A 16179-nucleotide genomic window follows, 5' to 3' on the forward strand; every position below is an offset into this window, starting at 1 on the left:
TCGTAAGCGACTAGCTATCTTACTGGTAATTCTACAATCATATTATCGATTAGTCGTGCCCTACCTAAAGTCGCAGCCATTAATATCACTGCATGTGTACTTGTTATAGTTAATTCTCCTAAGGTGTCTGCATCACAAATAAAAAGCTCATCTGGGATAAATCCATGCTGTTCTAAAGCAAATTGTGCTGTACTTAACAGCGTGGGGATATATAGCTCACCTTCTTTCATGTTACTCGAGATTTGATTCATTACCTCTGCTAATTTGGGCGCTGTTTCTCGCTCTAAGTCAGTTAATAACCCATTACGTGAACTTAAGGCTAAGCCATCTTCTGCCCGGATAGTCGGTAAACTTAATATATTCACATTAAACGACAGATCTCTCACCATTTTTTTTATGATAGCTAACTGCTGAAAATCTTTTTCACCAAAACACGCATAATCTGGATTGATAATATTAAATAATTTACCAACTACTGTCGTAACACCTCTAAAATGACCAGGACGATTTGCACCTTCTAGCATATCTGATAATCCTGGCACTTCAATAAAAGTCTGCTCTTCTAATTCCTCATATGGGTACATATGGGACTCAGAGGGTGCAAATATCAGATCAACCCCACCTACTTTAGCGATTGTTTCACAATCCATTTGCACAGTTCTTGGATAATTTGCAAAATCATCAGGATTATTAAACTGCAAAGGATTAACAAATATTGACACCACCACAAAATCAGCATGCTGCTTTGCTAATGTAATCAGAGCTAAATGACCAGCATGCAAATTACCCATTGTAGGGACTAGTGCTATAGACTTACCAGCTATTTTAGCTTGGTTTATCAAGTCTCTTGCTATAGGGATAAGCTCTACAATTTTCATTGTTATTCCATTACCTTTAATTAAATGAGTGTTCTACAGCAGGGTAAGTTTGATTTTCAACTTCTTCAATATAAGTTTTAATCGCAGTGCGAATATCCCCTGTTTGGGCTAAGAAATTTTTCGCAAATTTAGGAACTTTACCAGCTGTAATACCAAGTGCATCATGCATGACTAAAATTTGTCCATCTGTATGAGGTCCTGCACCTATTCCTATGACAGGAATAGCGACATGGTTAGTAATCTGTTTAGCCAAGTCAGTAGGTACGCACTCTAAAACTAGCAGTTGAGCTCCAGCATTTTGAAGTTCAATCGCATCAGATAATAGTTGCTTTGCAACCGCATCTTCTCTGCCTTGAACTTTATATCCTCCTAGCACATTTACTGATTGTGGCGTTAACCCTAGATGAGCACAAACAGGAACAGAACGTTGCGTTAACCCCTGAACGGTTTCAGTTAACCAACTCCCCCCTTCAAGCTTGACCATATTTGCACCTGCTTGCATTAACTTAGCCGCATTTTGATACGCATCAATAGGTGTCGCATAACTCATAAAAGGCATATCAGATAATAAGAAACAGTTAGGCGCCCCCATTTTAACGCAGCGGGTATGATAGGCAATATCGTCAATTTTGACAGGTAACGTGGAGCTTAATCCTTGTAATGTCATGCCTAATGAATCCCCAACCAGTAATACTTCAATACCAGCATCTACAAATAGTTTAGCAAAACTCGCATCATAAGCAGTTAAGGTTGCAAATTTTTTCTGTTCGTTTTTATACTTAATCAAATCTGTAATAGTAATTGTTTTCATACATAGCCTATTAAAGTAAAGTGAGCATAATTGCCCATTTGTCCTCTTAAAATATCTATTTCAGTTATGATCTAAAGATTTAACGTCATATACTTAAAGCCTTTGCAATAAGTCATTAAAGAGAATCATATATGAAGATAATTATACAGAATTTCACTTATGCCTCAATCAATTCATTTCAATTCCTTGATTTAAGCCTTCAAATGAGTATAAATATTATCCGGTGTACTGTGAAACCTTGTCCTTAACGGTGGGTAAGATGTCAAAGCGGGGATCTAAAATATTTAGGGTTTTGATAATTCATGGGGTTTAATAAAAATTTGGTTTTTATTAAACCAAAGCATCCTATCGTTGATTGATGATAGGATGCTTTGCTTACATAACCATGTATAAGTAGATGGATAAACTTAATTTAGTTAGCCAAAGCTTCTAGCGCGGGTTGATCTATTATTTCAATAAATTTGCCCTTCACTAATAATAATTCATTAGTTTGTAATCTGCCAAATAATCGACTAACCGTTTCGACAGTCAATCCAAGGTAGTTTGCAATTTCTCCCCGTGTCATACTTAGACGGAACTCTTTTGATGATAAGCCTCTATCTGAAAAGCGCTTAGATAAATTTAAAATAAATGCAGCTAGGCGCTGCTCTGCATTTTTCTGAGACAATAGCAACAAAACATCCTGATCACTTTTAATTTCACAGCTCATTAAGCGCATGATTTGTTGGCGGAGTTTTGGCATTTTACCAGACAATTCATCCAATACATCATAAGGGATTTCACATACCATTGAGGTTTCTAATGCTTGGGCGAAACTTGGGTGCTCTTTTGACACGATAGCGTCAAAGCCAACTAAATCGCCAGGCAGATGAAAACCTGTAATTTGTTCTTCACCATTTTCAGTAATCGTGTATGTTTTCATTGTGCCGGCTCTTATTGCAAAAAGTGAGTTTAACGTTTCACCTGCATTAAATAGCGTTTGTCCTTTCTGGATAGGTTTTTTGCGTTCAATAATTTTATCAAGTTGTTCCAATTCAATATTAGATAAAGTGAAAGGCAGGCATAACTGACTAATGCTACAATTTTGACAATGAATTGAAGAGCGATTATTCGAAAATTTTTGGATGACATGGGGAGATCGGTTTGTCATAAATAATCACCTCTAATGAAATTTGTGTTAACAAAATGAAATAAAGCTTCAAGACTGCCTCTTATTTTAACACTAACTTTCTAACTTAACATATATTAATTAACATTATTTCTACTTTTATAAATTATCATTTAATTTCATAAACATAAAAACAATAAGCTATATACACAAATCTATATCTATTCATACATAGCAATATATTACTTTGAAATGATAGCTTTATAGTCTTTAATTAAAAGAATTGCTAACGGCTTGTATAAGCAAACTACTACCTAACATACTAACACCATTTATTATAAATATATGTAAAATTTGACATTTTAAAATATCTGTGGAATTGTATATCTCTACGTGATTTTAGTTTATAATGAGAGAAATTTTCTTCGACAGTTTGAAAGGATCCCTTAAATGCGTAATAAATTTATTTTTCGTATCAGTTTAATTGTGATTGCGATGTCATTGTTATCAGGCTGTAATCAAATACTATATAAGCCCGACCTAAACCAGGGTAATTATCTTGCTGAGGGTGCAGCTAAAAGTGTTACTGAGGGAATGACTCAAGAACAGGTACTATATTTACTTGGCTCACCTATCACAACTGATGTTTTTGATAAAAGCCGTTGGATTTATATCTTTAGGCAACAACCATCTAGAGAAGCGCTTAGGCAAGAAAAGTTAATTGTCACGTTTGATTCTGAAGGTCTTGTTTCATCGCTTAAATATGAGCCAGTTACTGAGCTTTAATAGGCTAAACTTTAATGTTTCTATAAATTCTAGACTCGCCTCTCGGCGAGTTTTTTATATCAGATTCATAGACATTCAGTAAAGACTCTTATCACTTTACACCAAATTACCTCTAGTCTAAAAAAATCTGGCACCAGCGTAAAACTTTTCACCAAACCTTAACTCTAGCAATTAGCTGCATAATTAAAATAAACATCTTATTTGCGTATGATATACAGCAATTCTCGCTAGAGCTTTACGCTTATCAGTGGTAAAATCACCTAAATGTGTTTTTCTTTTTCCACTACTAAGGGGTTACCATGTCTGATAAATTATCTCAATTACGCCAGTTTACGACAGTTGTTGCCGATACTGGTGACATAGCAGCAATGAAGTTATATACACCAGAAGATGCAACAACCAACCCATCTTTAATTTTAAATGCGGCACAAATACCAGAGTATGCCCCTTTGATAAAAGATGCAATTGCATACGCCAAATCCCAAAGCAATGAGAAAGCTCAACAAATCATTGATGCTGGTGATAAACTTGCGGTGAATATTGGACTTGAAATCTTAAAATTAATCCCAGGAAGAATTTCCACTGAAGTTGACGCAAGACTTTCTTACGATACAGATGCCAGCATTGCCAAAGCTGAAAAACTCATTAAATTATATAACGATGCCGGAATCAGTAATGATAGAATCCTCATTAAACTTGCATCGACATGGCAAGGGATTCGTGCTGCCGAAGTACTTGAACAAAAGGGCATCAATTGCAATCTCACTTTGTTATTCTCATTTGCACAAGCACGCGCTTGTGCTGAAGCAGGCGTTTATTTAATTTCTCCGTTTGTTGGCAGAATTTTAGATTGGTACAAAGCTAATAATCCAGGCGTTGAATATCAAGCCCATGAAGATCCGGGTGTTATTTCTGTAACTGAAATTTACAACTACTACAAAGAACATGGCTATTCAACAGTTGTCATGGGCGCAAGCTTCCGTAATATCGGAGAAATTCTAGCGTTAGCTGGTTGTGACCGTCTGACAATATCACCTAACTTATTAAAAGAATTAGCTGAATCGACTGGTACTTTGGAGCGTAAACTCGATTTCAAAGGTACAGTTAAAGCTAAACCCGCTAAACTAACTGAAGCTCAATTTTATTGGGATCACAATTCAGATCCGATGGCTGTTGAAAAACTCACTGATGGTATTAGAAAATTTGCAGTTGACCAAGGCAAACTTGAAGCAATGATTGAATCAATGTTCTAATCTCGAGTCTCAAGTTCGTACTGCCCTCCATTTTATCCATAATATATGGATAAAATGGAGTTATGAGCATTTTCATTCGAACACTAGATAATTACTAATAATTTCCACACCCCTTTTGGATATTACATCACTCATTCTTATGCTAAATATTGTTCTATACCAACCTGAAATCCCCCCTAACACTGGGAATATTATAAGATTATGCGCAAATACTGGCTTTAATCTTCACCTCATAGAACCACTTGGTTTTCCTTGGGATGACAAGCGCCTAAGACGTGCAGGACTGGATTACCATGAATTTGTCGATGTTAAACGACACCAAAGCTATGCAAACTTTCTTCTTGCTCAGAAATTCATTACTCAATCACAATTTGAAGAACATTCTATTTTAGATGAATCTTTGTGCGATCAATTACTAACCAAAATGATCACTCAAAAAATTGAAAATCATACTGGTCCTAAGTTATATGCTCTCACCACTAAAGGTTCAGGAGCTCATAGTTCAGTTTCCTATAAAGCCGGCGATTATTTATTATTCGGACCTGAGACTAGAGGAATTCCCATGTCAATTTTGAATGAATTATCATCAAATGACAAAATTAAAATCCCGATGAGTGCAAGCAGTAGAAGTATGAATCTCTCTAATGCAGTTTCGGTTGTAGTTTATGAGGCGTGGAGACAACTTGATTATCAAGGTGCTGTACGCTAAATACCAGTTCCAAGAAAAGTTGCGACATAAGCATTATACTCATCTTCATCTATCTGTTGAGTAAACTCTTGATTCATTTCTAAAGAAGGCTTTGCACTATTTGGCTTACCAACCACTCGAGCAGGCACTCCCGCAACAGAAGTATGGGCTTTAACGGCTTGCAAAACAACTGATCCTGCGCCTATTTTAGCTCCCTTCCCTATCTCTATGTTGCCAAGTATTTTGGCGCCAGCACCTATCATCACTCCTTCTCGTATTTTAGGATGACGATCACCGCATTCTTTACCTGTCCCTCCTAATGTGACATTTTGTAAAATTGAAACGTCATTTTCAATAATCGCCGTTTCGCCAACCACAATGCCAGTCGCATGATCAAGTAAAATACCACAACCAATTTTAGCAGCTGGATGGATATCAACGCCTAATTTAACAGAAACCTCATTCTGTAAAAAAATTGCCAGTGCTTGCCTCTGATTTTGCCATAACCAATGCCCAATACGGTATGCTTGTAACGCATGAAAACCTTTCAAGTATAAAAGAGGTGTAGAGTAGTGTTTAACTGCAGGATCACGGCTGATGACTGCTATAATATCCCTTGCTGCTTGTGAAACCATTGTCGGTTCGGCCTGGAATGCCTCAGAAATGATATCCCTTAATGTGACTGCAGGCATAGTGGTATTAGCTAATTTTTCAGCTAATATATAACTTAATGCGCTTGAAAATGTTTTATGCCTAAGTAGCGTTGAGTGATAAAAACTTGCTAATACCGGTTCATCTTCTACTAAAGATTTCGCTTCTAGCTGAATATGCTGCCAGACCGTATTAATATCATGTAATGACATAGTTTACCAAAGTATCCTAAAGTTATTTAGCCATTTTGAGTTCATTTATAAAATCAAATTCATCAGCATAACGTATTTTTAGGGTGCTTATCGCTCCCCTCAGTCTCCTAGCCTATTCTCTTCACGCCTATCTCTACCAAGCAATGAAAGTGATGCTTCTTTTGCTGATTTCCCTTGATATAAAATCGCGTACATCTGCTCGACAATTGGCATGGAGACATTGTGTCTCTTAGCAAGTTCGTGCACTTCTTGTGTATTTCTAAATCCTTCAACAACTTGCCCGATTTCTTCTAATGCTTCATCTTTCGTTGCACCTTGGCCCAATAATAATCCAAATCGGCGATTTCGAGATTGATTATCTGTACAAGTTAATACTAAATCTCCTAACCCAGCCATTCCCATGAACGTAAAAGGATCTGCGCCCATTGATACACCCAACCTTGATATTTCAGCGATACCTCGAGTAATAAGTGCCGTTCTAGCATTGGCACCAAACCCCATACCATCAGAGATACCTGCACCAATTGCTATAACATTTTTTACGGCTCCCCCTAACTGCACCCCTATCATATCATTATTAAGATAAGCCCGGAATCGTTGCTCGTGATGCAAAATGGTTTGCAAATCATCAGCAAAAGTGTCATCGGTTGCAGCAATACTAATCGCTGTTGGTAATCCTGCTGCTAATTCTTTAGCAAAGGTTGGGCCAGATATTACAGCTAAAGGAATATCAGGGCCTAAAATATCTCTTGCTACATCTTGAAGTAATCGTCCAGTTTCAACTTCAAGACCTTTTGTCGCCCAAGCTAATCGAGATTCATGACTTAAATACGGCTTAATCTGCTTTAATACATCCCCAAAAACATGACTAGGCACGACAACTAGCAAATCTTGAAAGCTTGAAACTGTTTTTTGAAGATTATCAGAAATCGCTAATAATGGTGGGAAAATGATACCAGGTAAAAACAATTGATTTTCCCGTGCAGCTAGCAACTTAGCCATATGCTCAGGATTGTGCCCCCATAAACAGACTTTATGACCGTTTCTAGCCAAGCTAATAGCAAGCGCAGTGCCATAAGACCCTGCTCCCAATACCGCAATAGATGAAGGCGTTTGCATAATTAAGCGTCCAAAGGTTCTGCATCATTCGCAGATTGGTTATTTGCGGCCTGTTGCTGCAAATAATTCATAAATAACTGATCAAAATTAACGGGCGCTAAATTAATTTGTGGGAAGGTACCTCGGGTTGCTAAACTTAAAACACACTCACGTGCAAAAGGATAAAGTATATTTGGGCAATATGCACCAATACAATGAGCAAGTTGATTGCCTTCTAATCCATCAATAACAAAAATACCCGCCTGTTGTACTTCACATAAAAAAGCCACTTCTTCCTCAATATTAGCAGTCACTGTAACACGCAACGTCACTTCATATACATTATCACTTAATTTATTTGAACTTGTATCTAAATCAAGCTTTAACTCTGGCTTCCAGTCTTTTTGGAAAATATAAGGAGATTTAGGTGCTTCAAAAGAGATATCTTTTGTGTAAATGCGTTGTGTTTGGAAAGTCATTTGCGGAGCTTGTTGTTCTGACATAATAAATCCTTATATGAATGATATTCAAAGTTTATAGGGCAAAAAATCTTATTAATTTTCTGCCTTGTCGTTAATTTTTGACTACAAAATAAGTTATCTTATTCTGGACTAACTTATTTCCCTTTTACTAGAGGTAAATTTTCACCATTCCAACCAGCTAACCCTTCTTTTAAGGTTGCTACACGCGAAAACCCATGCTGTTTGATAAGTTCATTTGCGCTTGCCCTAGCAGTCATACCTGTAGCACACACTAAAATTACTAATTTCTCTCTATGTTTATCTAATTTACCAATACTACCTTTTTTGATTTCAGCAGGTAGTAGGTTTATGGAATTTGCAATGTGGCCTGTTCTAAAATCATTATTTGCACGCAAATCAACGACGATAGCATCATCTTGATTTAATGCTTGTATTGCTTGGGTTCGAGTGATGTCTTTTACTTTAGAAAAGAAAGACTGGAATGTCAGAACAATTATTGTAATTAGTAACCCTACCCATGCAATAGATAGTATAGAATGGTTTTTAAAAAAAGTGGGAAGTTGTTCAAAAAACGATTGCAACATAAATTTTCTCGTCTATTTTTATTTTCACTGGCATCTAAGTTAAGTATAGGTCAGAGTGCACTTTGGAAGATACTTGATGGCTACCATAACTGACATGATAAAAACATGCTCGTACCAACCTTAATGTTATCAACAATTAATTTAAATGTAACGACATTGATTAATTTAACAAAACAATTCGTACTTATATTGTCGATCTGCTCTAATGTTCTAACACGAGTTAAGCTGTCTTTTAAAGACTGGGCGTTTAATCTATTTGTATCACTTGGAAATTAAGCACCAAGTGATAGATAATGCGAACATTATCGATAAAGTTTAACATTATTCAATAAGATTCGCACCTTTATCTATTAAATAGCACTCTCTTAGAGTTATATTAGAACCTCATACTGAGTAATGCCAAATAATATATTTTACTCAAACCTAATCAAAAAAATTGAACTAGGCTTTTTTAGCGGCTTCGGCAGCTTTAACAATAACAGCAAAGGCATCGGCTTTAAGTGATGCACCACCAACAAGAGCACCATCAATATCTGGCTGTGTAAATAATTCTGCTGCATTTGCTGCATTAACAGATCCGCCATATTGAATAATCACTTGTTTAGCAACATTTGCGTCTTGCTTTGCAATATGATCACGAATGAATTTATGCACAGCCTGTGCTTGTGCAGGTGTTGCTGATTTTCCTGTACCAATCGCCCAAACTGGTTCATAAGCAATCACCGCTTGGTTAAATGCAGCTGCACCTAATGTTTTAAGTACAGCATCTAATTGCTTTGCACAAACAGCTTCTGTTTGGCCTGCTTCATTCTCAGCTTCTGTTTCACCAATACAAAGAACAGGAGTCAAACCATTTTCTTTTACTGCAGCAAATTTTTTTGCAATAAGTTCATCTGTTTCAGCATGATAAGTTCTACGCTCACTATGGCCTAAAATTACATATTTTACACCAACATCCTTTAGCATCAAAGGTGATGTTTCGCCGGTAAAAGCACCACTTACGTTGACATCACTATTTTGGGCACCTAATTCAATAAGAGAGCCTTTGATCTGATCACTTGCCTGCGAAAGATACATATTAGGTGGCGCAATTGCCACTTGGCATCCGTTGACAGAGGCTAATTCATTTTTTAATCCTGCAATTAACTCAGCGACCATTTTAGTATCACCATTTAATTTCCAGTTTCCCATAACGAGTGGTTTACGCATCATAGTTCCTTCCTTATATATTAATTAAAAAAATAAGCTTACTTTTAACGGTAAGCCTTAAACTGTACAGACTCAATTAAATTGAACAATTGCCTTAATCGTGGTGGTGGCCATGTGCACCATGAGCATGCCCATGTGAAAGTTCTTCAGGTAAAGCTTCTCTAATCGCTAAGACCTCAACAGAAAAATGCATGGTTTGCCCAGCTAGTGTATGATTTGCATCAACAACAACAAATCCATCTTCTATCGCTGTAATTTCAACTGGGATTTGACCTTGGTCGGTATCTGCTAAAAAGCGCATGCCCACTTCTAATTCTTCAGTATCACCAAAAACTTCGGCAGGAACACGTTGAACTAAATCATCATCATACTCACCATAGCCATTTTCAGGGGTAACTGTTACTTCAAGTTTATCACCTACTACATGCCCTTCTAACTCATTTTCAAGCCCATCAACAAGATTAAAATGACCATGCAGATAATCTAGTGGGTTATCTATTGTTGCTTCATCTAAAATCACACCATCTTGGTTTTTCATGATATAAGCAAGCGATACAACAACGTCTTTAACTATTTTCATAACAGATTCCTAATTTGAATGTCTATATATATTAACGAACTCGTATAAATGAACAACATATTATTTTAAGAGCATACGATTGCATAACTATCTTGCTTAAAATTATCACATTTAACAATTAAATCTTGCAGTTAGACCTTGAATAATAAGTTCTAACAACGCCTTAAAATAGGACTTAAATATTAAATCAAGTGGTTTATGTTAACTTATCGGTTTGCACTTATTTTTAATAATTCACGAACACAGTGATTACCAGATGCATATTACCACAACAAATCTATTTCGCACTTCCTTCACATTAATAATTTCTAAATCACTTAACTTAAACGCACACATAACAAGCATTATAACGAATTATCTTGAACAGATCGCTCTTGGTTTTCATAACAATCCGATAAAAATTGCGCTGTAACAAAAAAACTCAATTTAATTCACAATCCATGATAATACTTTGCTAGATCTATGCGCCTACAACAGCCAACCACTTTGTAACCTTAAATAAACAAAAAACATGAAAGTGTAAATAAAAAATTACTAAAAGATTAAAATATAGATGATTCATTAAATAAACATAGACATCAATATAGATTAAGTAATTTATCTTTACACCAAAATTAATTCAGTTAATATGATTATCAAGCTAATAAGCTTAATTATAGCTATTTAGCACATTGAACTAGACTATTCTAAATATTTCTCTTATTTTAAAAATTCAGGCTAAGGTGTAAACATGAACTTACAGAAAGATAAATTAAACAATGTTAATATCAGTGATGAACAAATATTAATGACACCAGCACAGTTAAAAGCAGAACTCCCTCTTAGTCAGCTGGGACAAGAATTTATTTCAACATCACGCCTTACTATCTCAAATATTATTCATAAAAAAGATCACCGATTACTTGTTGTATGTGGTCCATGCTCCATACATGATGTTGATGCTGCTTTAGAGTATGCACATAAATTAAAAGCATTATCTGACAAAGTATCAGATCAACTCTATATTGTGATGCGAGTTTACTTTGAAAAACCAAGGACAACAGTCGGCTGGAAAGGTCTAATAAATGACCCACATATGGATGGTTCATTTGATATAGAAACAGGGTTACGTACAGCCCGAAAATTATTATTAGACTTAACAGAAATAGGTTTACCACTCGCTACTGAAGCATTAGATCCAAACTCACCACAATACTTAGGAGACCTATTCAGCTGGTCTGCGATTGGTGCTAGAACAACTGAATCTCAAACTCATAGAGAGATGGCATCAGGTTTATCTATGGCAGTTGGTTTTAAAAATGGTACGGATGGTAACCTTGGTACAGCAATAAATGCATTGAGTTCAGCTTCAATGCCACATAGTTTTGTAGGGATTAATCAACAAGGCCAAGTCGCTTTGCTTAAAACCCAAGGTAATCCAGATGGTCATATTATTTTGCGTGGTGGAAAATGTCCAAATTATAGTGCTACAGACATACTAGAGTGTGAGAAACAACTCGAAAAAGCCAAGGTTATTCCATCTTTAATGGTTGATTGCAGTCATGGCAATTCAAATAAAGACTATAAACAACAACCAGTTGTTGCAAGATCAGTAGCTGAACAAATTAAAGCAGGAAACCGTTCAATTACGGGTATTATGCTGGAAAGTCACTTATGTGAAGGTAATCAGTCTTCTGAACTACCAAAATCTGAAATGAAATATGGGGTATCAGTCACCGATTCCTGTATCGCTTGGGATACTACTGAATCATTGTTAGTTGACTTACATAAACAGCTTACTCCTATCTTAAAGTCTAGAATTTAACCGCTAGATATTTCATTTCATTCATTGATGTCATAAGCGTAGTCCCTTATAATCTCATCATATCAGTGATGTTCTTTGTAAAACAGAACATCACTAAGTTTAACTAACAATCGATTAATTTAAATGGCCCACTTAGCAATTGCATATTAAAGGAAATCATGAAGTCATGGCTAAAGAATTAAATGAATTACGTGATAGTATTGATGCGATAGATCAATCTCTCCTTACTTTATTGCACAAAAGATTACAGCTAGTTGAGCAAGTAGGTGAAGTAAAAAGTAAGTATGGTTTACCGATTTACGATCCGAATCGTGAAAAATCAATGTTACATGCGCGAAGATCTGAAGCGAATAAAATGGGCGTTTCTCCTGACTTAATAGAAGATATTTTAAGGCGCGTAATGCGTGAGTCATATACGAGTGAAAACGAGAAAGGTTTTAAACAACTAAATACTGAGCTAAGGGATATTGTGATAATAGGCGGTAATGGGCAAATGGGCCAATTATTCTGCCGATTATTTGAACTTTCAGGTTACCGTGTTTGTCCATTTGGATCAAAAGACTGGGATAATCAAGATAAACTTGCCCAATTAACCAAAGCAAGTTTAGTGATTATTTCAGTCCCTATTAGCCAAACTCAATCAGTCATAGAAAAATTACCCAATTTAGCGGACGATTGTATTTTAGCCGATTTCACATCAATCAAGCAAAAACCGTTAGAGGCAATGCTAGCTAAACACCATGGACCTGTTATAGGTCTCCATCCAATGTTTGGTCCAGATGTAATGAGCTTAGCTAAACAGGTGATAGCTTATAGTGATGGTAGACAAAGCGAACATTATGAGTGGCTCATTGAACAATTTAAAATTTGGGGAGCACATATTGTCCAAACTGACGCAAAAAAACATGACCAATGTATGCAATTAATCCAAGCGTTAAGGCATTTTACAACATTTGCATATGGATTAAATCTTTCTAAACAAGAGGCAGATCTTGGGGCACTACTTAATTTATCTTCCCCTATTTATCGTTTAGAGCTTATTATGGTAGGGCGTCTATTTGCACAAGATCCAGAGCTTTATGCAGATATTATTCTATCTTCAGAAGAAAATCTTCGTACTATTGAGCAATTTTATCAAGTATATGGTGATGCTATTGAGATCATAAAAAATAAAGACAAACATCATTTTATAGAGCAATTTAACAAAGTAGCAGATTGGTTTGCTGATGATGCAACAAAGTTCTTAACCGAAAGTAGAAATTTACTCAAACAGGCAAGTGATAGCCGTACCTAATAAAATGCTAAGCTCTTTAAATTTCTACGTTGCTTTTTAAATTCAATACACTACATAAATCAATTTTCTATCTATTTAAGTCACATTAATAGCTTAATTGAGATGTCCCAATATTCAGTCAGTATTGGGCCAATAAACGATACATTAGGAGAAATACATGATCAGACATATCGTTCTATTCCGTTTACATGAGTTTGCTGATGGTTTTGATAAAAATACAAATATTGAGCGTGTTAAAGCTGCTCTACTTGCTTGTAAATCACTACCAGGCATTGAAAAATTTGAAGTCATCACAGCTAAAGATGGACTAGAAGCTACAATGGATGTGCTACTTGATACCGTGTTCACAGATAAATCTGCGTTAGACGCATATCAAGTTGCACCGATTCATCAGGAAGCTGTAGAATTAATAGGAAAGGTTAGATCTGCAAGAGAATGCTTTGATTACGAAATATAAATACAAATTCAGTCTATAAAACAATTAGCTATTTCACTATAGAACCTTATTCAATCACTGGAATAAATCACAAAATCATAGAATGATTATATGCAATACTTTGGCAACATTTAATAACTATATTTTACATTTAAATTCATTATTTTTTCGCTAACAATAATTTTAGATGATAATTTGCAAAAAAAAGTGTAATCTAGTGCAATAAGTATCTTGATGAGATAGATTATCTGTGCTTAATTTTAATAATACGTTAGTTATGCAATTTCACCTTTAGGAGTACAAAATGAAGTCAATATTCAAAAAAAGTTTTATCGCAGCTAGCTTGACAGTTGCGTTTGTATCATCTTCTGTGTTTGCAGAAGGAGAAGACGCTGCATCTAAATTAGATCTTAAAGATGTGGGCTATGCTATGGGCGCTTCTTTAGCTGCTTACGTAGATAGCACATTGAAACAACAACAAGATTTTGGAACAGATATCAAAAAAGAAGATCTTGTTAAAGGTTTACAAGATGCTTTAGATGGTAAGAGCAAGATGACTGAAGAAGACGCGAATAAATTATTGGCTGAATTCAGCACTGAATTACAACAAAAAGCAACCGAAAAAGCAGCTAAAGAAGCTCAAGAAACAATTGAAAAAGGCACCGCTTACCGTGACACATTTGCAGCTGAAAGCAATGTAGTCAAGTCTGACACTGGTCTACTGTATTTGATTGAATCAGAAGGTGAAGGAACTGCACCAACCGCAACAGATACTGTGAGCGTTCATTACCGTGGTATGTTAATTGATGGTACGGAATTTGATAGTTCTTATTCTAGAAATGAGCCTGCAACTTTCCGTTTAGATCAAGTCATTCCAGGCTGGACAGAAGGCTTACAAAAAATCAAACCTGGCGGAAAAATCAAATTAGTCATCCCACCTGAGTTAGGCTATGGTGATCAAGGCATGGCAACTATACCTGCAAATTCAACATTAGTATTTGAAGTAGAATTGTTATCAGTTAACCCTGCTCCAGAAGCGACGCAAACACCAACTGAATAATTCGTTCGAATTAGTACTTTTTTCACTACAAAAAGCGCTGCTAAAACAGCGCTTTTTTAATGGAATTATGATTTGAAGTACCTAACTACTTTATCTAAATTATAAATGTAAATTTAGCAAAATTACCCTAAAATAGGTTAAATGAGATTGAATTTTTAAGATAATTGTCGATAGTATGAATATAATCTAATTGTACGTTTAACTCTCACAGATAAGGATCTCCTATGAAAATTGCCGTTTTTGACGCAAAAGCCTATGACAAAAGAGCACTTGAATTGGCTAATAAACAATTCGGTTTTACAATAGAATATTTTGAAGAGCGTTTACATGACAAATCAGTTGAGTTAGCGCATTATTATGATGTGGTTTGTCCATTTGTAAATTGCCAAGTTAACGAAACTGTGATGGCTAAATTAGAGGAATTTGGAATAGGCTTAATCGCACTTAGAGCAGCTGGTTATAATGGAATTGATCTTGAAGCGGCAAATAAACACAATATCAAAGTTGCCAGAGTACCTGCTTATTCTCCAGAAGCAGTTGCAGAACATAATTTTGCATTATTATTAACCCTTATTCGTAAAGTACACAGAGCCTATAATCGAGTAAGAGACCAAAACTTCTCCCTTGACGGATTAGAAGGATTTACACTGCACGGTAAGACATATGGTGCAATTGGTGCTGGTAAAATTGGACAAGCTACGATCAAAATTGCAAAAGGATTTGGCTGCAATGTATTAGCATATGATCCATTTGAAAATCCACAGGTAGCAAAAGAAGTTGGATTTGATTATGTTAGTCTTGAAACACTACTTTCTAAATCAGATATTATATCCCTGCACTTACCATTATCTGACTTAACAAAACATATCATCAATCAAGACACTTTGAAACAAACTAAAAAAGGTGTAGTGATTATCAACACAAGCCGAGGTGGATTAATCAACTCTCAAGACTTAATCGATTCGCTAAAAATAGGTCAAGTTGGTGGGGTAGGATTAGATGTTTATGAATTAGAGGAAGGTGTATTTTTTCATGATCTTTCAGATCAACCCCTTCAAGATGATAAGTTAGCAAGACTCATGACCTTTCCAAATGTGTTAATTACCTCGCACCAAGGTTTTTTAGCAAGAGAGGCACTCGATTCTATCGCAAATACAACTCTTGGAAATGTCAAAGCCTTCTCTGCCGGAGAAAAACTTGTTAACGAAGTTCACTTAAATAATTAATCATGGCGAATTAATTATT

The 16179-nt window shown here is 35.7% G+C and carries 16 protein-coding genes and 1 pseudogene; 8 read left to right on the plus strand and 9 right to left on the minus strand.

Going from position 1 to position 16179, the window contains the following annotated elements; genetic code table 11:
• Positions 1-14 precede the first annotated feature (14 nt).
• The 3 genes from panC to fnr all read right to left on the minus strand — a co-directional run bounded on the left by panC (position 15) and on the right by fnr (position 2839).
• Complete coding sequence (gene panC / locus BMW37_RS09625; protein WP_093320284.1) at positions 15-878, minus strand: pantoate--beta-alanine ligase; 864 nt, start codon at positions 876-878, stop codon at positions 15-17.
• Positions 879-894: 16 nt separating this feature from the next.
• Positions 895-1689 (minus strand): 3-methyl-2-oxobutanoate hydroxymethyltransferase, encoded by a 795-nt coding sequence (gene panB, locus BMW37_RS09630; RefSeq protein ID WP_093320286.1) that lies wholly within the window; start codon positions 1687-1689, stop codon positions 895-897.
• A 412-nt stretch (positions 1690-2101) separates the two neighbouring features.
• A complete protein-coding gene (gene fnr, locus BMW37_RS09635; RefSeq protein ID WP_093320289.1) occupies positions 2102-2839 on the minus strand; it encodes a fumarate/nitrate reduction transcriptional regulator Fnr in 738 nt (245 codons plus the stop codon).
• A 408-nt stretch (positions 2840-3247) separates the two neighbouring features.
• Between fnr and bamE the strand changes: the two genes are divergently transcribed.
• From bamE to BMW37_RS15590, 3 genes are all read left to right on the plus strand, one after another.
• Positions 3248-3583 carry an outer membrane protein assembly factor BamE gene (bamE, locus tag BMW37_RS09640; protein WP_093320291.1) on the plus strand — a complete coding sequence of 112 codons (336 nt, stop codon included), beginning with the start codon at positions 3248-3250 and terminating at the stop codon, positions 3581-3583.
• 299 nt (positions 3584-3882) lie between these two features.
• Complete coding sequence (gene tal, locus BMW37_RS09645) at positions 3883-4836, plus strand: transaldolase (RefSeq protein WP_093320294.1); 954 nt, start codon at positions 3883-3885, stop codon at positions 4834-4836.
• Between the two features lie 139 nt (positions 4837-4975).
• On the plus strand, positions 4976-5545 hold the full coding sequence (locus BMW37_RS15590) for a tRNA (cytidine(34)-2'-O)-methyltransferase (RefSeq protein ID WP_093320297.1): 570 nt from the start codon (positions 4976-4978) through the stop codon (positions 5543-5545).
• On the opposite strand, the gene cysE is transcribed toward BMW37_RS15590, so the two are convergent.
• The 6 genes and pseudogenes from cysE to slyD form a co-directional block, all read right to left on the minus strand.
• Positions 5542-6387 carry a serine O-acetyltransferase gene (gene cysE, locus BMW37_RS09655; RefSeq protein ID WP_093320299.1) on the minus strand — a complete coding sequence of 282 codons (846 nt, stop codon included), beginning with the start codon at positions 6385-6387 and terminating at the stop codon, positions 5542-5544. The two genes, BMW37_RS15590 and cysE, sit on opposite strands and share 4 nt — an antisense overlap.
• Before the next feature lie 99 nt (positions 6388-6486).
• Entirely contained in the window at positions 6487-7506 is a 1020-nt protein-coding gene (gpsA, locus tag BMW37_RS09660; protein ID WP_093320302.1) for an NAD(P)H-dependent glycerol-3-phosphate dehydrogenase, read from the minus strand.
• A gap of 2 nt (positions 7507-7508) precedes the next feature.
• Positions 7509-7988, minus strand: a complete 480-nt coding sequence (secB, locus tag BMW37_RS09665; RefSeq protein WP_093320304.1) for a protein-export chaperone SecB — start codon at positions 7986-7988, stop codon at positions 7509-7511.
• 113 nt (positions 7989-8101) lie between these two features.
• Complete coding sequence (locus BMW37_RS09670) at positions 8102-8551, minus strand: rhodanese-like domain-containing protein (protein ID WP_093320307.1); 450 nt, start codon at positions 8549-8551, stop codon at positions 8102-8104.
• 441 nt (positions 8552-8992) lie between these two features.
• On the minus strand, positions 8993-9760 hold the full coding sequence (gene tpiA, locus BMW37_RS09675) for a triose-phosphate isomerase (protein ID WP_093320387.1): 768 nt from the start codon (positions 9758-9760) through the stop codon (positions 8993-8995).
• Positions 9761-9857: 97 nt separating this feature from the next.
• Positions 9858-10340 (minus strand): annotated as a pseudogene (gene slyD / locus BMW37_RS09680) (peptidylprolyl isomerase); the annotation flags it as partial.
• A gap of 730 nt (positions 10341-11070) precedes the next feature.
• On the opposite strand from slyD, the gene BMW37_RS09685 reads away from it, so the two are divergent.
• The 5 genes from BMW37_RS09685 to BMW37_RS09705 all read left to right on the plus strand — a co-directional run bounded on the left by BMW37_RS09685 (position 11071) and on the right by BMW37_RS09705 (position 16160).
• Entirely contained in the window at positions 11071-12144 is a 1074-nt protein-coding gene (locus BMW37_RS09685; protein ID WP_093320312.1) for a 3-deoxy-7-phosphoheptulonate synthase, read from the plus strand.
• A gap of 166 nt (positions 12145-12310) precedes the next feature.
• Complete coding sequence (tyrA, locus tag BMW37_RS09690; RefSeq protein WP_093320314.1) at positions 12311-13438, plus strand: bifunctional chorismate mutase/prephenate dehydrogenase; 1128 nt, start codon at positions 12311-12313, stop codon at positions 13436-13438.
• Between the two features lie 157 nt (positions 13439-13595).
• Positions 13596-13895 (plus strand): Dabb family protein, encoded by a 300-nt coding sequence (locus tag BMW37_RS09695; RefSeq protein WP_093320317.1) that lies wholly within the window; start codon positions 13596-13598, stop codon positions 13893-13895.
• 283 nt (positions 13896-14178) lie between these two features.
• Positions 14179-14934, plus strand: a complete 756-nt coding sequence (fkpA, locus tag BMW37_RS09700) for an FKBP-type peptidyl-prolyl cis-trans isomerase (protein ID WP_093320320.1) — start codon at positions 14179-14181, stop codon at positions 14932-14934.
• Positions 14935-15158: 224 nt separating this feature from the next.
• Positions 15159-16160 (plus strand): 2-hydroxyacid dehydrogenase, encoded by a 1002-nt coding sequence (locus BMW37_RS09705; RefSeq protein ID WP_093320323.1) that lies wholly within the window; start codon positions 15159-15161, stop codon positions 16158-16160.
• Positions 16161-16179: the final 19 nt, after the last annotated feature.

Origin of the sequence: Thorsellia anophelis DSM 18579 (genome assembly GCF_900111395.1) — a bacterium.
Lineage (GTDB): Bacteria > Pseudomonadota > Gammaproteobacteria > Enterobacterales > Thorselliaceae > Thorsellia > Thorsellia anophelis.

Bases quoted from the DNA above. Each gene is read 5' to 3' on its own strand.
- tal (WP_093320294.1), top strand. From the start codon at position 3,883: ATGTCTGATAAATTATCTCAATTACGCCAGTTTACGACAGTTGTTGCC.
- fkpA (WP_093320320.1), top strand. From the start codon at position 14,179: ATGAAGTCAATATTCAAAAAAAGTTTTATCGCAGCTAGCTTGACAGTT.
- tyrA (WP_093320314.1), top strand. From the start codon at position 12,311: ATGGCTAAAGAATTAAATGAATTACGTGATAGTATTGATGCGATAGAT.
- fnr (WP_093320289.1), bottom strand. From the start codon at position 2,839: ATGACAAACCGATCTCCCCATGTCATCCAAAAATTTTCGAATAATCGC.
- bamE (WP_093320291.1), top strand. From the start codon at position 3,248: ATGCGTAATAAATTTATTTTTCGTATCAGTTTAATTGTGATTGCGATG.
- BMW37_RS15590 (WP_093320297.1), top strand. From the start codon at position 4,976: ATGCTAAATATTGTTCTATACCAACCTGAAATCCCCCCTAACACTGGG.
- gpsA (WP_093320302.1), bottom strand. From the start codon at position 7,506: ATGCAAACGCCTTCATCTATTGCGGTATTGGGAGCAGGGTCTTATGGC.
- BMW37_RS09670 (WP_093320307.1), bottom strand. From the start codon at position 8,551: ATGTTGCAATCGTTTTTTGAACAACTTCCCACTTTTTTTAAAAACCAT.
- secB (WP_093320304.1), bottom strand. From the start codon at position 7,988: ATGTCAGAACAACAAGCTCCGCAAATGACTTTCCAAACACAACGCATT.
- BMW37_RS09685 (WP_093320312.1), top strand. From the start codon at position 11,071: ATGAACTTACAGAAAGATAAATTAAACAATGTTAATATCAGTGATGAA.
- cysE (WP_093320299.1), bottom strand. From the start codon at position 6,387: ATGTCATTACATGATATTAATACGGTCTGGCAGCATATTCAGCTAGAA.
- panC (WP_093320284.1), bottom strand. From the start codon at position 878: ATGAAAATTGTAGAGCTTATCCCTATAGCAAGAGACTTGATAAACCAA.
- tpiA (WP_093320387.1), bottom strand. From the start codon at position 9,760: ATGCGTAAACCACTCGTTATGGGAAACTGGAAATTAAATGGTGATACT.
- BMW37_RS09705 (WP_093320323.1), top strand. From the start codon at position 15,159: ATGAAAATTGCCGTTTTTGACGCAAAAGCCTATGACAAAAGAGCACTT.
- BMW37_RS09695 (WP_093320317.1), top strand. From the start codon at position 13,596: ATGATCAGACATATCGTTCTATTCCGTTTACATGAGTTTGCTGATGGT.
- panB (WP_093320286.1), bottom strand. From the start codon at position 1,689: ATGAAAACAATTACTATTACAGATTTGATTAAGTATAAAAACGAACAG.